This window comes from Thermus sp. (assembly GCF_039793865.1).
Classification (GTDB): Bacteria; Deinococcota; Deinococci; order Deinococcales; family Thermaceae; genus Thermus.
This window is the reverse complement of record NZ_JBAMMI010000001.1, coordinates 1-14,460: the sequence shown is the minus strand read 5'-3', so window position 1 is coordinate 14,460 and position 14,460 is coordinate 1. Positions and strand designations below refer to the sequence as shown.

16 protein-coding genes and 1 pseudogene are annotated in these 14,460 nt (G+C 70.1%); 5 read left to right on the top strand and 12 right to left on the bottom strand.

The annotated features are described in order from the left end of the window. On the bottom strand, window positions 1-806 hold an 806-nt coding region (locus ABJK26_RS00085), incomplete at its 3' end, for an ornithine cyclodeaminase (RefSeq protein WP_347240133.1). A 9-nt stretch (window positions 807-815) separates the two neighbouring features. Here ABJK26_RS00085 and ABJK26_RS00080 point away from each other — a divergent pair. Further along, the gene (locus ABJK26_RS00080) at window positions 816-1,718 is read left to right on the top strand and encodes an AEC family transporter (protein WP_347240132.1); all 903 of its coding nucleotides are present in this window, start codon (window positions 816-818) and stop codon (window positions 1,716-1,718) included. Here the strand turns inward: ABJK26_RS00080 and ABJK26_RS00075 are convergent. The 5 genes from ABJK26_RS00075 to ABJK26_RS00055 form a co-directional block, all read right to left on the bottom strand. Further along, window positions 1,677-2,009: a hypothetical protein gene (locus ABJK26_RS00075; protein WP_347240131.1), complete on the bottom strand. Its 333-nt coding sequence runs from the start codon at window positions 2,007-2,009 to the stop codon at window positions 1,677-1,679. The two genes, ABJK26_RS00080 and ABJK26_RS00075, sit on opposite strands and share 42 nt — an antisense overlap. A gap of 107 nt (window positions 2,010-2,116) precedes the next feature. Continuing rightward, window positions 2,117-2,803 (bottom strand): 16S rRNA (uracil(1498)-N(3))-methyltransferase, encoded by a 687-nt coding sequence (locus ABJK26_RS00070; RefSeq protein WP_347240130.1) that lies wholly within the window; start codon window positions 2,801-2,803, stop codon window positions 2,117-2,119. A gap of 1 nt (window position 2,804) precedes the next feature. Next, entirely contained in the window at window positions 2,805-3,569 is a 765-nt protein-coding gene (locus tag ABJK26_RS00065) for a 50S ribosomal protein L11 methyltransferase (protein WP_347240129.1), read from the bottom strand. A 4-nt stretch (window positions 3,570-3,573) separates the two neighbouring features. Then, entirely contained in the window at window positions 3,574-4,170 is a 597-nt protein-coding gene (locus tag ABJK26_RS00060; protein ID WP_347240128.1) for a helix-turn-helix domain-containing protein, read from the bottom strand. 2 nt (window positions 4,171-4,172) lie between these two features. Next, window positions 4,173-5,225: an Mrp/NBP35 family ATP-binding protein gene (locus ABJK26_RS00055; protein ID WP_347240127.1), complete on the bottom strand. Its 1,053-nt coding sequence runs from the start codon at window positions 5,223-5,225 to the stop codon at window positions 4,173-4,175. 64 nt (window positions 5,226-5,289) lie between these two features. Here ABJK26_RS00055 and ABJK26_RS00050 point away from each other — a divergent pair, with 64 nt between their 5' ends. Both ABJK26_RS00050 and ABJK26_RS00045 read left to right on the top strand, forming a co-directional pair. Beyond that, entirely contained in the window at window positions 5,290-5,892 is a 603-nt protein-coding gene (locus ABJK26_RS00050; protein WP_347240126.1) for a hypothetical protein, read from the top strand. A 162-nt stretch (window positions 5,893-6,054) separates the two neighbouring features. After that, a complete protein-coding gene (locus tag ABJK26_RS00045; protein WP_347240125.1) occupies window positions 6,055-8,643 on the top strand; it encodes a valine--tRNA ligase in 2,589 nt (862 codons plus the stop codon). Between the two features lie 198 nt (window positions 8,644-8,841). Here the strand turns inward: ABJK26_RS00045 and recJ are convergent, their stop codons facing one another. The 4 genes from recJ to trpC are packed head-to-tail and all read right to left on the bottom strand — an operon-like array spanning window position 8,842 to window position 12,623. Further along, a complete protein-coding gene (gene recJ / locus ABJK26_RS00040) occupies window positions 8,842-10,839 on the bottom strand; it encodes a single-stranded-DNA-specific exonuclease RecJ (protein ID WP_347240124.1) in 1,998 nt (665 codons plus the stop codon). Next, window positions 10,836-11,150 carry a hypothetical protein gene (locus tag ABJK26_RS00035; protein WP_347240123.1) on the bottom strand — a complete coding sequence of 105 codons (315 nt, stop codon included), beginning with the start codon at window positions 11,148-11,150 and terminating at the stop codon, window positions 10,836-10,838. The genes recJ and ABJK26_RS00035 overlap by 4 nt, the downstream gene beginning before the upstream one ends. Then, window positions 11,147-11,854, bottom strand: a complete 708-nt coding sequence (gene hisA, locus ABJK26_RS00030) for a 1-(5-phosphoribosyl)-5-[(5-phosphoribosylamino)methylideneamino]imidazole-4-carboxamide isomerase (RefSeq protein ID WP_347240122.1) — start codon at window positions 11,852-11,854, stop codon at window positions 11,147-11,149. Before hisA ends, ABJK26_RS00035 begins: the two co-directional genes overlap by 4 nt. 4 nt (window positions 11,855-11,858) lie before the next feature. After that, the gene (gene trpC, locus ABJK26_RS00025; protein ID WP_347240120.1) at window positions 11,859-12,623 is read right to left on the bottom strand and encodes an indole-3-glycerol phosphate synthase TrpC; all 765 of its coding nucleotides are present in this window, start codon (window positions 12,621-12,623) and stop codon (window positions 11,859-11,861) included. 132 nt (window positions 12,624-12,755) lie between these two features. Here trpC and ABJK26_RS00020 point away from each other — a divergent pair, with 132 nt between their 5' ends. Beyond that, window positions 12,756-13,169 carry a helix-turn-helix domain-containing protein gene (locus tag ABJK26_RS00020; protein ID WP_347240119.1) on the top strand — a complete coding sequence of 138 codons (414 nt, stop codon included), beginning with the start codon at window positions 12,756-12,758 and terminating at the stop codon, window positions 13,167-13,169. Window positions 13,170-13,172: 3 nt separating this feature from the next. Continuing rightward, window positions 13,173-14,003: a patatin-like phospholipase family protein gene (locus tag ABJK26_RS00015; RefSeq protein ID WP_347240118.1), complete on the top strand. Its 831-nt coding sequence runs from the start codon at window positions 13,173-13,175 to the stop codon at window positions 14,001-14,003. Here the strand turns inward: ABJK26_RS00015 and ABJK26_RS00010 are convergent. Beyond that, window positions 13,975-14,373, bottom strand: a complete 399-nt coding sequence (locus ABJK26_RS00010; RefSeq protein ID WP_347240117.1) for a hypothetical protein — start codon at window positions 14,371-14,373, stop codon at window positions 13,975-13,977. The two genes, ABJK26_RS00015 and ABJK26_RS00010, sit on opposite strands and share 29 nt — an antisense overlap. Window positions 14,374-14,375: 2 nt before the next feature. Further along, window positions 14,376-14,460: pseudogene (locus ABJK26_RS00005) on the bottom strand (peptide ABC transporter ATP-binding protein); the annotation flags it as partial.

The following is a 14,460-nucleotide window of genomic DNA, read 5'->3' as shown; positions in this document are numbered from 1 at the left end:
GCCCGCACCGCCGCCAGGTCAAAGAGGGCGTGGCCCACGCTCTTGAAGAGGACGAACCGCCCCTCGCTCCTTTGGCCCAGGAGGGCCTCCCGTAGGGTCACCACGGGCCTTCCCACCCCCTGAAGCTCCCCAGCCTCGAGGAGGGCGTCCTCGGTGTCGCAGTAAAGCGCGGCCTCCCGCACCAGGGCCTCGGGCACCTCCCGCATCTCCGGGCGGAAGGAACCCACCGCCGCGAGGAACACCCCCTCGGGCACCCGCTCGGGGAGGACCGGGGTGGGGCTTGGGGTGGCGGTGACCACGAAGGCCACGTCCTCAGGGACCTCCTCCCCCCGCCATTCCTCGGCGGGAAGCCCTAGGGCCCGGGCCTTCGCCAAAAAGGCCTCCACCCGCTCCCTTCCCCTCCCCCGCACCAGGACCCGGGTGAGGGGAAAGGCCTCGCGGAAGGCCTCGAGGTGGGCCTCCCCCACCGCCCCGGGCCCCACCACCAAAAGGGCCCCCTCCCGCCTTAGGGCGAGGGTTTCCGCCGCCAGGAGGGAAAGGGCGGCGGTGCGCCTCCGGGTGAGCTCCTCCCCGGGGAGGTGGAAGACCTTCCCGTCGGAAAGCCGCTTGGCCCAGACCTCGGCCTGCACCGCCGGGCCCTTTTGGGGCTCCACCGTCACCAGCTTGCACAGGACCACCTCCTGGTCGGCGGCGGGCATCACCAAAAAGCTCCCCCCGGGGATGGGGAGGACCTGCCGCCTGGGGGCCACCGCTCCCCGGAGGAGGACCTCCCGGATGGCCCCCGCCAGTTCCCGATACGTGGGCATACCCCTAGAATGCCCCACATGGAGGCCCTCCTCAACACCGTGGTCCCCGTGGCCCTGGTGGTGGCCTCGGGCTACCTTCTGGGAAAACGCCTTCCCATGGACCTCACCACCCTAAGCCGCCTCACCCTCTACCTCCTGGTGCCCGCCCTCATCCTGGACAGCATGTACCGGGCGGAGTACACCCGGGAGGGGCTTTGGGGGCTCGTCCTGGGCTTCGCCCTCACCTACGGGGCCCTCTACCTCCTCATCGGGGCCACGGGCAGGCTCCTCGGCCTCTCCCGGGAAGCCGCCAAGGGGCTTCTCGTCTGCGGCCTCTTCCCCAACTCCGGAAACATGGGGCTCTCCCTCACCCTCTTCGCCCTGGGGGAGGAGGGCCTGCGGCGGGCCGTGGTCTACTTCGTCCTCTCCAGCGTGGTGATGTTCGGCCTGGGCCCGGCCTTCATCCGGGGAGGAGGCCTGAAGGAAGGCTTTCTCTTCACCCTGCGCCTCCCCCTCTTCTACCCCCTCTTCCTGGGCCTCCTCTTGAGGGCCCTGGACCTCACCCTCCCCTTCCGCCTGGACGAGGGGGTCAGGCTCATGGGCCAGGCGGCCATCCCCGTCCTCCTCCTCACCCTGGGGATGCAGATGGCCAAGACCCCTTTCCGGGTCGGGGCCTTTGAGGGCGTGGCCAGCGCCCTGAGACTCTTTTTCGCCCCCCTCGTGGCCTACGGGGTGGGGGCCCTCCTCGGCCTCCCCCGGCTTGAGCACCAGGTCCTGGTCCTCCAGTCCGCCACCCCCGTGGCGGTGAACGCCTTCCTCCTCACCAAGGAGTTCGGCGGGGACGCCCTTAGGGTCGCCCGGAGCGTGGTGGTCTCCACCTTCCTCGCCTTCCTAACGGTTCCCCTGGTCCTTTACCTCCTCGGGGTCCGGTAGCCTCGGGGTCCCCAGGTCCAGCTGGAAGAGGGGCTCTCCCTCCCAAAGCCCCACCAGGCGGTGGTACCCCTCCCCCAGGGGAAAGCGGGCCTCGTAGGTCCCAGGACCCTCCAGGAAGAGGGCCTTTTCCCCTAGAAGGGCCTCCTCGTGGAACCAGCGGAGGAGGAGGTAGCCGGGCCGGGGAAGCCTCTCCACCCGGAGGGCGAGCCTCGCCTCTCCCCCTTCCGGGAAGAGGCGGGCCACGGCGAAGGGCCTCTCCGAAAGGGGAGGCACCCCCGGGTCCAGGGGCAAGAAGGTGTAGCGGCAGGCGGCGAGGAGGGGAAGAAGCAGTAAAAGAATCCAAGCCGAGGCAAAAGGGCGCTCTAGGCGCGCTTTCCCGGGGCCAGCACGGGGCGGCCTCACCTTCCCTCCCCGGCGGTAGAGAGGGCGAGGAGGGCGATGGCGGCGGTCTCCGCCCGGAGGATGCGCCTTCCCAAGGTCACCGGGACGAAGCCCCGCTCCCCTAGGAGGGCCACCTCCTCCTCGGCGAACCCCCCCTCGGGGCCCACGGCGAGGGCGAGGGGCTTTTCTGGGTCCAGGACCTCCCGCACCCTCACCCTCGCCCCCACGTGGGCCAAGAGGCCCTGGTCCACCCGGGGCACCTCCCCAAGGGGGATGGGGGGGAGGACCTCGGGGACCCAAAGCCTCCCCGACTGCTTGGCCGCCTCCTTGGCGATGGCCCGAAGGCGGTGGAGCTTCCCCTCCCCCATCTCCTTGGGGACGGAGTGCCGGGTAATGAGGGGCTGGATGCGGGTAGCCCCGAGCTCCGTGGCGGCCCGCACCACCTCGGAAAGCTTGTCCCCCTTGAGGAGGGCCACGTAGAGGACCACCTCCACCCCCACCTCCCGCTCTGGCCTCCTCTCCTCCAGGAGGCGGTAGCGCACCGGGGGGCCGAGGTCCACCACCTCGGCCAAAGCCTCCCGCTCGGCGTCAAACACGGTGAAGCGGTCCCCCACCCGGGCCCTCAGGACCTCCACCAGGTGGCGGCCCTCCTCCGGGGGAAGGACCCCGGTGAGGCCGGGGCTGTAGGCGCGGTGGGGGCGCACGCTACCTCCGGTAGGCGAGGAGGACCCACTCCCCCTCTCCTTCCTCCTCCAGGGGCAGGAAGCCCGCCCCCTCCAGGGCCTCCCGCACCGAGGGGGCCTTCTCCCGGAGAATCCCGGTGAGGAGGAGCCTACCCCCTGGGACGAGGGCCTCCCGGTAGCGGGGGGCAAAGGCGGCGTGGAGCTCGGCGAAGAGGTTGGCCACCACCAGGGAGAAGGGCCCGTGGGGAAGGGCCTCTTCCAGGCTCCCGAGGAGGAAGCGGGGGGACACCCCGTTCCTCTTGGCGTTGGCCTCCGCCTGGGGAAGCACGGCGGGGTCTATGTCCGCGCCCAGGGCCTCTCCCCCAAGCTTCTCCGCGGCGATGGCCAGGATTCCGCTTCCCGTGCCCAGGTCCAAGACCTTTTCCCCGGGGCGGAGGTGGCGGGCGAGGGCCATGAGGGCGAGGCGGGTGGTCTCGTGGTGCCCGGTGCCGAAGGCCATGCCGGGCTCTATGACCAAGGGGACCTCCGGGCCCTCCCAGGCGTGCCAGGGGGCGAGGACCACAAAGGGCGGGGCCAGGGCGGGCTTTAGGTCCCGCCGCCAGGCCGAAAGCCAGTCCTCGTCGGGAAGCTCCTCCCACTCCCCCCCGAAGGGAAGCTCCAGGGGGGCTTGGAAGTAGGCCAGGACCTCCCCTTCCCGCTCCTCTAGCCCCCGCGCCCCGCGGTCAAAGAGCTCGGGGAGGATGGGGTCCAGCTCCCAAGGGGTGCCCTTCAGGCGGTAGACCCACACCCCGCTATTCTACCCGGTAGCGGCAGCAGCTTCCCCCGCTGGCGATGCGCTCCTCCCGCACCAAAGGCAGGCCCAGAAGCTCCTGGTAGGCGAGAAGCTCGCTTTCGCAGAGGGCCTCGTGGTCCCGGGAGAGGGCGAGCTTGGGGCAGCGCCTCTGGCAAAGGTAAAGGCGCCCTCCCTCCTCCACCACCTCCGCCTCGTAGCCCTGCTCCTTAAGGAAGGCCGCCAAGCGCGCAAGGCGCTCCCGCAAGGGAAGGCCCTCCCGGGCCAGGGGAGCGAGAAGGGCCCGGTGCCTTTGGAGGAGGAGCGCCACCACCCTCTCCTTCCCCAAGGCCTCCTCGAGGCCCCGGAGCACGTCCCCGCATAAGGCGGCGTAGGAGCTCTCCCCGTCCTGGGCCCGGTAAAGCCGGTAGGGCCTTCCCCGCCCCGGGCACTTCCGCACCTCCGAGCGCACCAGGCCGCGGGCCTCGAGGTCCTGGAGGTGCTTCTGGACCGCGGCCCGGCTCACCCCCAAGGCGGCGGCCACCTCCTTGGCGGTGAGGGGCTTGACCCGGAGGAGGTCCAGAACCTTTTCCTTGGTGCCTTCCAGAAGAAGGGCCATGCCTAGGCCATGGGCAAGGGCAAAAAGGCCTGCACGCTTAAGGCCGCGGCGAGCTCCCGGGCCGCCTTGAGGAAGGCCTGGGCCTCGAGGCCCTCGGGGTCGGCCACCAGGATGGGCACGCCCCGGTCGCCGCTTTCCCTGAGGGGAAGGGTGAGGGGAACTTCCCCGAGGAAGCGGGTCTTGAGCCTCTCCGCAAGCCGCCTGCCGCCCCCCTCCCCGAAGATGGGGGTGGGCCTGCCGCAGTGGGGGCAGAGGAAGGCGCTCATGTTCTCCAAAACGCCCAAGAGGGGCACCTGGACCTTCTTGAACATGTCCGCGGCCCGCTCGGCGTCAATAAGGGCCACCTCCTGGGGGGTGGTGACGATGACCCCGCCCGAGACCCGGGTGAGCTGGGCGAGGCTTAGCTGCACGTCCCCCGTGCCTGGGGGCAGGTCCACCACCAGGTAGTCCAGCTCCCCCCAGGCCACCTCCTCCAGAAACTGCCGGATGGTGCCGTGGAGGATGGGCCCCCGCCAGACCATGGCCTGCCCCGGGGGGACGATGTTGGCCAGGGAGAGGACCCGGATCCCGTGGCGCTCCAGGGGAAGGATCCTGCGGTTTCCGTCCACCTTGAGCTTTTCCCCCTCGAGGCCGAACATCTTCGCCTGGCTGGGCCCGTAGAGGTCGGCGTCCAGAAGCCCCACCTTGGCCCCCTCCCGGCTCAAGGCCAGGGCCAGGTTGGCGGCCACGGTGCTCTTCCCCACCCCGCCCTTGCCCGAGCCCACGGCCACCACGTGCTTGACCCCGGGGATGGGGTACTGCTCGGGAGGCCTCACGCCTCCCCCGAAGCGCACCCGCACCTCCTCCGCCCCCAAGGGGGCGAGGGCCCGCCTTATGTCCGCCTCTATCTGGCCCTTCAGGGGGCAGGCCGGGGTGGTGAGGTTCACCAGGAGGTCCACCCGGCCCCCCTCCACCCGGACCTCGCTCACCATGCCCAAGGAGACGAGGTCCTTGCCGAGCTCGGGGTCCATCACGGTGCGCAGGGCCTCGAGGACCCGCTCTTCGGATAGCGCCATACCGGGACTAGAGTATACCCGAGGATAGTTTTGGGCAAGGGGCAAAGGTACAGTATACTCGCCCGTGTACCCCGAGTGGCAGAAGAAGCGCTTTTACGAGCTCCACCTGGCCTGGCTGGTGCAGGGCCCCAGGGGCTACGAGCTCCTCTTCAAGGTGAACCCCTACAGCCTCTACGCCACCAGGGAAGAGGCCCTGGAGGCCGCCAAGGCCCTCCTTCAGGGCGACCTGGACCAAGACCCAAAGGTGGGCCCTCACAAGGCCCCCGTGCGCCTAAGCGGGGAGGACCGGACCCGCTTCCTGGTCCTCCTGGAAAGCGGCAGGGCCCTCCTCCCCCTGGACCGCTACGCCCTTTTGGGGGAGGTGGCGGAGGTGGAGGAGCGCCTCCTCCACCGGGCGCCCTTTGGCGACCAAAGGAACGTCCTAAATAGCCTCCGGGGCCTCCCGGTGCGCCTCCTCTACACCCCCTTGAACGACCCCGAGGGGGAAAGCCAAGAGGTGGCCCAGGGGGTCCTGGAGGTCCTGCCCGAGGGGGTCCGGGTGGGCGGGGTCCTCCTCCCCATTCCCCAGGGGACCCCCATAGAAGGCCTGGCCTACGAGGAGGCCTTCTTCCACCTGGGGGAGGGGCGGTACTACCTCTACGCCCTCTCCAGCTCTACCCCCTCGTAAAGGGCGGCCAGGTCCAAGGGAGCGTCCACGCAGTCGGCCCTCGGTGCGGACCTCCTGGACCACATCCTCCCCTACCTTGCGACCCGTAAGGCTTACGGGCAACGCCCGGGCCGCCTCGCCCATGGCTCCATCCTAGCGCCTACGGGTAAAGTAGAGGGTAGCATGGACCTACCCAAGGCCTACGACCCCAAGTCCGTGGAGCCCAAGTGGGCGGAGAAGTGGGCGAAGAACCCCTTCGTGGCGGACCCCAGAAGCGGCAAGCCCCCCTTCGTCATCTTCATGCCGCCCCCCAACGTCACCGGCTCCCTCCACATGGGCCACGCCCTGGACAACAGCCTCCAGGACGCCCTCATCCGCTACAAGCGCATGCGGGGGTTTGAGGCGGTCTGGATCCCCGGCACCGACCACGCCGGCATCGCCACCCAGGTGGTGGTGGAGCGCCTCCTCCTCAAGGAGGGGAAGACCCGGCACGACCTGGGGCGGGAGAAGTTCTTAGAGCGGGTCTGGCGGTGGAAGGAGGAGTCCGGGGGGACCATCCTCAAGCAGCTCAAGCGGCTAGGGGCCAGCGCCGACTGGAGCCGGGAGGCCTTCACCATGGACGAGAAGCGCTCCAAGGCGGTGCGCTACGCCTTCTGCCGCTACTACCACGAGGGCCTGGCCTACCGCGCCCCTAGGCTCGTGAACTGGTGCCCCCGGTGCGAGACCACCCTCTCGGACCTCGAGGTGGAGACCGAGCCCACCCCCGGCAAGCTCTACACCCTGCGCTACGAGGTGGAGGGGGGAGGGTTCATTGAAATCGCCACGGTGCGCCCCGAAACCGTCTTCGCCGACCAGGCCATCGCCGTCCACCCCGAGGACGAGCGCTACCGGCACTTGGTCGGCAAAAGGGCCCGGATCCCCCTCACTGAGGTCTGGATCCCCATCCTCGCCGACCCCGCCGTGGAGAAGGACTTCGGCACCGGGGCCCTAAAGGTCACCCCGGCCCACGACCCCCTGGACTACGAGATCGGGGAGCGCCACGGCCTAAAGCCCGTTTCCGTCATCAACCTCGAGGGGAAGATGGAAGGAGAGAGGGTCCCCGAGGCCCTAAGGGGCCTGGACCGCTTCGCCGCCCGGAGGAAGGCGGTGGAGCTTTTCCGGGAGGCGGGGCACCTGGTGAAGGAGGAGGACTACACCATCGCCCTCGCCACCTGCTCCCGCTGCGGCACCCCCCTGGAGTACGCCATCTTCCCCCAGTGGTGGCTCAGGATGAAGCCCTTGGCGGAAGAGGTCCTGGAGGGCCTCGGGCGGGGGGACATCGCCTTCGTCCCCGAGCGCTGGAAGAAGGTCAACATGGACTGGCTGGAGGGGGTCCGGGACTGGAACATCTCCCGGCAGCTCTGGTGGGGGCACCAGATCCCCGCCTGGTACTGCGAGGACTGCGGGGCGGTGAACGTGCCGAGGCCTGAGCGCTACCTGGAAGACCCCACCTCCTGCGAGGCCTGCGGAAGCCCACGCCTCAAGCGGGACGAGGACGTCTTTGACACCTGGTTCTCCTCGGCGCTTTGGCCCCTTTCCACCCTGGGCTGGCCCGAGAAGACGGAGGACCTGAAGGCCTTCTACCCCGGGGACGTCCTGGTCACGGGGTACGACATCCTCTTCCTCTGGGTCTCCCGCATGGAGGTCTCGGGCTACCACTTCATGGGGGAGAGGCCCTTTAAAACCGTCCTCCTCCACGGCCTCGTGCTGGACGAGAAGGGTCAGAAGATGTCCAAGTCCAAGGGGAACGTGATAGACCCCTTGGAGATGGTGGAGCGCTATGGGGCGGACGCCCTCCGCTTCGCCCTCACCTACCTCGCCACGGGGGGGCAGGACATAAGGCTTGACCTCCGCTGGCTGGAGATGGCCCGGAACTTCGCCAACAAGCTCTACAACGCCGCCCGCTTCGTTCTCCTCGCCCGGGAGGGCTTTTCGGCCAGGGAAGACCGGCCCACCCTGGCGGACCGCTTCATGCGAAGCCGCCTAAGCCGGGGCATCCGGGAGATCACCGCCCTCTACGAGGCCCTGGACCTGGCCCAGGCGGCCCGGGAGGTATATGAGCTCGTCTGGAGCGAGTTCTGCGACTGGTACCTCGAGGCCAGCAAGCCCGCCCTCAAGGCGGGGAACGCCCACACCCTAAGGACCCTGGAGGAGGTCCTCGCCGCCCTCCTCAAGCTCCTCCACCCCATGATGCCCTTCCTCACCAGCGAGCTCTACCAGGCCCTCACCGGGAAGGAGGAGCTCGCCCTGGAGGCCTGGCCCGAGCCCGGGGCGAGGGACGAGGAGGCCGAGGGAGCCTTTGAGGCCCTGAAGCAGGCGGTGACGGCGGTGCGGGCCCTGAAGGCCGAGGCCGGGCTTCCCCCGGCCCAGGAGGTGCGGGTGTACCTCGAGGGGGAGACCGCCCCCGTGCGGGAGAACCTCGAGGTCTTCCGCTTCTTGGGCCGGGCCGAGCTCCTTTCCGAGAGGCCGGAAAAGGCCCTGGTGAAGGCCATGCCCAAGGTGACGGCGCGCATGCCCTTGGAAGGGCTTCTGGACGTGAAGGAGTGGAAGCGCCGCCAGGAGAAGCGCCTGAAGGAGCTCTTAAGCCTGGCGGAGAAGAGCGAGCGTAAGCTCTCCGCCCCCGGCTTCCGGGAGAAAGCCCCCAAGGAGGTGGTGGAAGCGGAGGAGGCGAGGCTTAGGGAGAACCTGGAGCAGGCGGAGAGGATCCGGGAGGCCCTCAGCCAAATAGGGTGAGCCTGGGGGCCTCCACCACCCCTCGGGCGAGCCCCAGGTTCAGGGTGAGGAAGGGAAGCCCCCCTAAAGGCGGCATACGAGGGGCTCGTCCGGGGGGTCTTCCCCTGGCCGACCAAAGAACCCTCCTCCAAAGGGTCGGCGGTGCCCGACCCCGGCAAGGATTGCCCAACCCGCCAGGCCCCGGCGTAGGCCCGGGCCTCATGGGCTTCCCGCGGGCTCCTGTATGCGGTTCACCTCCCAGTAGGCGAGGAGGGCCTCGCTGAAAAGCCCCGGGTGGCGGCGCTCGTAGGCGAAGAGGAGGCGGCGGGCGATGGCCAGGCGGAGCCGCTCCTCGGGGGTAAAGAGGGCCGGGGGAGCGAGGAGGCGGGCGCGGCTTTCCCGGCCCAGGGCCACCTCCACCCGGACCCCCTTCACGGGGTGGGGAGGAAGGCCGAGCCAAAGGGAGGCCTCCTCGGGGGGCAGAAGGCGGAAGCCCTCCCTCCTGGCGTAGTCCAGGCCCTCGAGGTTGTCCTCGGGAACGTAGACCCCCTCCCCCATCCGGGCCCGGGCCAGGGCCTCGAGGAGGGGCAGGGGGTGGGCGAAGGGCGCCACCCCGCCCTCGAGGTCCCCGGGTTCCCTTAAGTCCAGGGCCTGGACCTCGTAGCTCAGGCTCCCGTTCCAGGCGTTCTCGCTGAGGAGGCCCGCCACCTCCACCTCCTGGGGCAAGGCCGCCTGGCCCATGCGCCAGGCCACCACCCGCACTCCCCCTAGGCGGAAGGCCAGGTGCCGCCCCTCCCCTAGGAGGCGCACGTCCTCGGGAACCCCCGCCATGAGGAAAAGGGGCTCGGGGTTGCCCGCCCCGTGGGGCTCAAGGAGCGCCAGCTCGTGGAAGACCTGGGGGAGGAGGGAGGGGGCGGGAAGGGGGGAAACGAGCTCCACCTCCCGCACCGGGTCGGGAAAGCCCCCGGCAAAGGCCAAAAGGCGCCTTTTCAGCTCGGGGAAGCGCCCCTCCTCCAGGGCGAAGCCCGCCGCCTCCCGGTGCCCCCCGTAGCGGAGAAGGAGGTCCTCCACGCTCTTCAGGGCCTCCACGGCGCTAATGGGGGGAAGGCTCCGCACCGTGCCCTTGCCCTGGGCCACCAGGAAGACGGGCCTAAGGGTGGCCTCCAGGATGCGGCTCGCCACGATGCCCATCACCCCGGGGTGGCCCTCCTCGTCCAGGAGGACGATGGCCTTCTCCCCCGGGTCGGCCTGGGGCAGAAGGCGCTTGAGCATCTCCTCCTCTATGGCCTGGCGGCGGGCGTTCAGGCGGGAAAGCTCCTCCACCAGCCCCCGCGCCTCGGCCTCGTCGTCGGTGAGGAGAAGCCTTAGGGCCTTTTCCGCCTCCCCCAGGCGGCTTGCGGCGTTCAGGCGGGGGGCGACGCGGAAGGCCACCTCCACCGCCTTCCCCGTGTACCCCACGGCCTCGGCGAGAAGCCTCAGGCCCACCCAGGAGGAGGAGGCGAGCCGGGCCAGGCCCTCCTTCACCAGGGCCCGGTTCCAGCCCCAAAGGGGGGCCACGTCGGCGATGGTGCCCACCGCGGCGAGGTCGGCGTACTCCAGGGGCGGGGGGAGGCCCAGGCGCTCGTGGAGGGCCCAGAGGAGGAGGAAGGCCACCCCCGCCCCCGTGGGCTTTTCCTCGAGACCCGGGCTGTAGGCGGGGTGGAGGACCACCCCGGGTGGCGGGGTGTCCCTCGGGGTGTGGTGGTCGGTGACCAGGACCTCCACCCCGTTCTCCACGAGCTCCCTGAGCTCGGCGTGGTTGGCGATGCCGCAGTCCACGGTGAGGAAGACCTCCGCGGCCTCCAGGTGCTCGGGAACCCGGTCCATGAGGACGCCGTAGCCCTCCTCGAGGCGGTGGGGGATGAAGGGGTGGACCCGGGCCCCCAAGGCGGAAAGCCCCCGCACCAGGAGGGCCGTGCCCGTGAGCCCGTCGGCGTCGTAGTCCCCGTGAACGCGGATGCGCTTTCCCTCCTTTAGAGCGGAAAGGAGGAGGTCCACCGCGGCCTCGAGGCCCACCAAGGGAAGGAGCCTAAGGGGCGGGTCCAGGTCCAAAGGCGCCCTCACCCCCCGGTGCCAGAGGGCCAAAGCCGCCTCGGGGCCCACCCCAAAGCGGGCCATCACCTCCCGCCACTCGGCGACGGGCGGCAGGGAGAGGAGCCTCCAGCGGACCCGGCTCATGCCTCGTCCCGGTCGGGGATGCGGGAGATCTCCTCGAGACGCTCCCGCTTGAGGGCCTCCACCTCCTCCTGAAGCCGCCGCACCGCCCTTAGGAGGGCACGCCTTTCCCCAAGCCCCCTAAGCCAAAGGGCCAGGGCGAAAAGCCCCCCCACCAGGAGGCCCAAGAGGTAGGCCCCGGGGAGCAGGTAGTAAAGGGGAAGGAGGCCCCAAGGAGAGGGCAGGGCCAAAAAGGGGTAGGCGTAGTAGAGGTAAACCCCCGCCGCTCCCGCTCCCAGGCTCACCAGGAGGAAGACCCATTGGACGAGCTTCATACCACCTCCAAAAGCTCTGGAAGCCTTACCCGCCCCTCGTAGAGGGCCTTGCCCAGGAGGGCCCCCTCCACCCCGAGGCGCTTCAGGGCGAGGACGTCCTCCAAGGAGGCGATGCCTCCCCCGGCGATGAGGGCGAAGGGCCAGGCCTCCCGCACCCGGGCCACCACCTCCAGGTCCAGGCCCTTCAGGGTCCCGTCCCGGCGCACGTCGGTGTAGATCACCGTGCGCACCCCCATCTCCGCCCAGGTCCTTAGGAGGTCCAAAGCGGAAAGGGCGGTCCTCTCCCGCCAGCCCGCGGCCACCACCTCCAGGCCCCGGGCGTCCAGGGCCACGGCCAGGCGCTCCGGGCCCGCCTCCTCCAGCATCCTGGCGAGAAGCCCCGGGTCCTTCACCGCCACCGTGCCCACCACCGCCCGGCCCGCCCCCAAGGCGAGGGCCTCCCTCAGGGCCTCGAGGCTCCGGATGCCCCCCGCGAGCTGGAAGGGGATGGAGAGGGCGTGGGCGATCCGCCGGATGGCCTCTCGGTTCTCCCCCGTGCCTAAGGCGCGGTCCAGGTCCACCAGGTGGAGGAGGCCCGCCCCCTCCTCCTGGAAGCGCAGGGCGGCCTCCACCGGGTCCCCGTAAATGGTCGCCCGGGCGGGGTCCCCCTCCAAGAGGCGCACCGCCTTGCCCGACTTCAGGTCCACCGCGGGGATGAGGCGCATGGCCCTATCCTACAAGCTGGCGGAGGGCTTCCTCCAGGTTTGGGCTCCGCATGAGGCTCGTCCCCACGAGGACGGCGTCAAAGAGCCCTTCCAGGGCCTTCAGCTCTTCCTTCCTGGAATACCCCGACTCCGCCACCAAGACCCCGCCGAAGCCCCGCTCCCGCGCCAGGCGGCCGAGGCGGGGGGCGGTCGCCAGGTCTATTTGCAGGGTGGCGAGGTCGCGGTTGTTGATGCCGATGACCTCGGCCCCGGCCTCGAGGGCGATCTCCAGCTCCCTTTCGGTGTGCACCTCCACCAGGGCCTCCAGGCCGAGCCTTCTCGCCTCCTCCAGGTAGGCTCCCGTGAGCTCCCCCAAAAGGGCCACGATGAGGAGCGCGGCGCTCGCCCCGAAGGCCCTCGCCTCCTCCAGCATGAAGGGGTCCACCACGAAGTCCTTGCGGAGGAGGGGAAGGCCCACCGCCTCGCGCACCCGCTTGAGGTCCAAAAGGCTTCCCCCGAAGCGGTGGGGCTCGGTGAGGACGCTCACCGCCCTCGCCCCGCCCCGCGCGTAGGCCAAGGCGGCCTCCGCCGGGTCCACCTGGCGGATGGCCCCCTCGGAGGGGCTCTGCTTCTTCACCTCGGCGATAACCGCCAGGCCCGGGCCTTTCAGGGCTTCCTTGAAGGAGGGCATCGGAGGAGGCTCGGGAAGGGGGTAGGGGGCCACCTCCAAGGCCCGCCTCCTCGCGATCTCGCCCAGGACCCCGGGCACTCGGGCAAGGTCCGGCCGCATGGGGCCATTCTACCTGGAATGGGGCATCGCCGATGCCGCCCTTTCGGCGTGGAACCCGACTCCCTTCCGCCTGAGGGTCAGGGCCGATTGCGTTTATTTCGTTTGTCGGGTAGGCTGGGGTCCGAGGTGGGTATGGAGGGCGTTCTCTTTGCCCCTACACCTTCGGCGGAAGCGCTCAAGGCCTTCAGGGAAAAGCTTTCCCCGGGCAAGGTCCTGCGCCTCGAGGAGGCCTCTTTGGTGCTCACCCCGGAGCTGGCCCGGCTTTTCCGGGAGCTTTTGGAGGCGCTTTTGCGGGGCGAGGCGGTGCGGGTTGTACCCCTGGAGGCCGAGCTCACCACGGGCCAGGCGGCCGAGCTCCTCGGGGTCTCCCGGCCTTACCTGGTCCGGCTTCTGGAGGAGGGCAAGATTCCCCACCACAAGGTGGGCACCCACCGCCGGGTGCGGGCCAAGGACCTCCTGGCCTACCTGGAAGCTTCAAGGAAGCGGGGAAGGGAGCTTCTGGACGAGCTCCTCGGCGAGGCCCAGGAGCTTGGCCTGGGGTACTAGGCCGTGCGCGGCGTGGCCTTGGCCCTGGGGGGAGGGGGCGTCCGGGGGTACGCCCACCTCGGGGTGCTCGCGGTTTTGGAGGAGGCGGGCGTCCCCATCCGGGGCCTTGCGGGAAGCTCCGCCGGGGCCTTGGCGGCCGCGGCCTGGGCCTTCGGGCACCGGAATCCCTGGAAGGTGCACGAAGCCATCTTTGACCGGGAGGTGGCGGAGCTTTCCCGGGCGGGGAGCCTACGGGCCTTGGCCCGGCTCTTCATCGCCTTCCGGCGCCCGGCCGTGGTGGCGGTGGACCGGCTGGAGGAGGGACTCAAGGCCCTTTTTGGCGAGGCGCGGCTGGAGGAAAGCCCCATCCCCCTGGCCCTCCAGGCGGCGGACCTCCTCACGGGGGAAGGGGTGGTCTTAAGGGAGGGGCCGGTGTGGAAGGCGGTCCTCGCCAGCATGGCCATCCCGGGCTTCTTCCCCCCGGTGGCCTTTGCGGGGCGGCTCCTCGTGGACGGGGACGTGGCGGAGAAGGTGCCGGTGCGGGCGGCCAAGGCCCTCTTCCCCAAGGTGGTGGCCGTGGACGTCTCCAACCCTCCGCCCAAGGACCCGCCCAAAACGGCCCTCGAGGCCGCCCTCCTGGCGGGCGAGGCGAGCCGCAGGAGGCTCAAGGCCCTGGCTCTGAAGGAGGCGGACCTGGTCATCGCCCTGGACCCCCCCTTCCCCATAGACACCTTTGACCACGAAAAACTCCCCCTGGTCTACGGGCTCGGCCAGAAGCGGGCCCAGGAAAAGCTCAAAGAGGTGCGGGCCCTGGCCCGGGTGCGCCTCAAGGACCTGCTCCCCTTCCGCCCATAGCCCTTTCCGCCCGGCGCCCGAGGGCCAGGCCCCAACCCAGGCCCAGGAGGAGGAGGAAAAGTCCCTGGGGCCTCATGAGAAGACCCATCACCCCCAGGAAGAAGAAGAGGGCCGCCCCCAGCCCCACGGCCACTAAGGGCGCCAAGGGGCCCTCTTCCTTCAGGGCCTCCTCGCCCTGGCGGTAGAGCCAAAGCCCCCCAAGGAAGGCCAGGAGGTACAGGGCGGGGTGGAAGGCCCGCGGCAGGAGGAAGGAGAGGAGAAGGAGAACCCCTCCTTTCCCCAGGAAGAGGACAAGCCCATAAAACCGTAGCCCCCGGCGCCTCAAGGCCGGGTCCGCCCTGGGGTCCAGAAGAGCCTTTAGAGCCTCCACGCCTAGTGGTGGAGGACCCGCTCCAGGAAGGCCCGGGTCCTCTCCTCCCTAGGCCGGGCGAAGATCTCCTCGGGCTTCCCCTCCTCC

What these genes read in the sequence shown, in the direction of transcription:
- ABJK26_RS00080 (WP_347240132.1), top strand. Translation starts at nt 816, where the DNA reads ATGCCCCACATGGAGGCCCTCCTCAACACCGTGGTCCCCGTGGCCCTG.
- ABJK26_RS00060 (WP_347240128.1), bottom strand. Translation starts at nt 4,170, where the DNA reads ATGGCCCTTCTTCTGGAAGGCACCAAGGAAAAGGTTCTGGACCTCCTC.
- ABJK26_RS00055 (WP_347240127.1), bottom strand. Translation starts at nt 5,225, where the DNA reads ATGGCGCTATCCGAAGAGCGGGTCCTCGAGGCCCTGCGCACCGTGATG.
- ABJK26_RS00045 (WP_347240125.1), top strand. Translation starts at nt 6,055, where the DNA reads ATGGACCTACCCAAGGCCTACGACCCCAAGTCCGTGGAGCCCAAGTGG.
- recJ (WP_347240124.1), bottom strand. Translation starts at nt 10,839, where the DNA reads ATGAGCCGGGTCCGCTGGAGGCTCCTCTCCCTGCCGCCCGTCGCCGAG.
- ABJK26_RS00035 (WP_347240123.1), bottom strand. Translation starts at nt 11,150, where the DNA reads ATGAAGCTCGTCCAATGGGTCTTCCTCCTGGTGAGCCTGGGAGCGGGA.
- hisA (WP_347240122.1), bottom strand. Translation starts at nt 11,854, where the DNA reads ATGCGCCTCATCCCCGCGGTGGACCTGAAGTCGGGCAAGGCGGTGCGC.
- trpC (WP_347240120.1), bottom strand. Translation starts at nt 12,623, where the DNA reads ATGCGGCCGGACCTTGCCCGAGTGCCCGGGGTCCTGGGCGAGATCGCG.
- ABJK26_RS00020 (WP_347240119.1), top strand. Translation starts at nt 12,756, where the DNA reads ATGGAGGGCGTTCTCTTTGCCCCTACACCTTCGGCGGAAGCGCTCAAG.